This window comes from Paenibacillus sp. 2RAB27, assembly GCF_052115445.1.
In the GTDB taxonomy this organism is placed as follows: domain Bacteria; phylum Bacillota; class Bacilli; order Paenibacillales; family NBRC-103111; genus Paenibacillus_E.
On sequence record NZ_JBFRGR010000096.1, the window covers coordinates 1 to 947 of the forward strand.

A 947-nucleotide genomic window follows, 5' to 3' on the forward strand; every position below is an offset into this window, starting at 1 on the left:
CTTTTACGATTGTAAAAAAGTTCAATGTATTCGAACATATCTTGTTGTGCTTGGGCTTTGGTCAAAAATCTCGTACAATAAACAAACTCTTTCTTTAGTACACTATGAAAAGATTCGATGCAAGCATTGTCATAGCAGTTACCTTTCCGACTCATGCTAGCTTTCATTTTGTATTTTTTTAGTCTTTTACGGTAATCGGTTGATGCGTACTGTGAGCCACGATCTGAGTGATGCAGTAGGCCTTTAGGAGGTTTCTGAGCCTCGTAGGCTTGATCTAAGGCAGCGAGAACTAAGTCGGTCGTCATACGGTCTCCGAGCTTCCAACCTACAATTTTGCGTGTATATATGTCTAAAACACTAGCTAGATACATACGGCCCTGTCGGCACGGAATATAGGTAATATCTGTGACCCATACTTTGTTAGGTGCTGTTGTTTGGAAGTTCTGATTCAGCACGTTTGATGCAATCGGAAAATCATGATTAGAATCGGTTGTATTCACTCGAAACTTCTTGGAAACGCAGGAACGAAGCCCATTGGCTTTCATCAACTTCCCTACTAAACGCTCAGAAACCGTCCAGCCTTCACGCTTTAAAGTCTCTGTGATTTTAGGGCTTCCATACCGACCAAAGTGGTCATGAAAGATGAATGTAATACGAGCTAAGAGAGCTGCTCTACGCTTCTGGTAGCTGTTCACAACAGCTTTACCCAGTACCCATTTGTAATAACCGCTCTTCGATACCTCGAGTGTCTGACACATCTTCTCTACTGAAAATTCAGAGCGATGATTTTCAATAAACTGGAACCTTAGTTCCTTGGTCTGCTGAAGATGTGTACGGCCTTTTTTACAATCGCTAGTTCTTCTTCCGCCTCTGATATCCGGCGATCCTTCTCTGCGAGTTCACGTTCTTTCTCTTTCAAGAGCTGCTCCAATTGACGGACCTTCTCA

General features: G+C 42.7%; 1 protein-coding gene. It reads right to left on the reverse strand.

The window, feature by feature from the left end; genetic code table 11:
• On the reverse strand, positions 1–875 hold an 875-nt coding region (locus AB4114_RS35750), incomplete at its 3' end, for an IS3 family transposase (protein WP_441992678.1).
• Between the last annotated feature and the right edge of the window lie 72 nt (positions 876–947).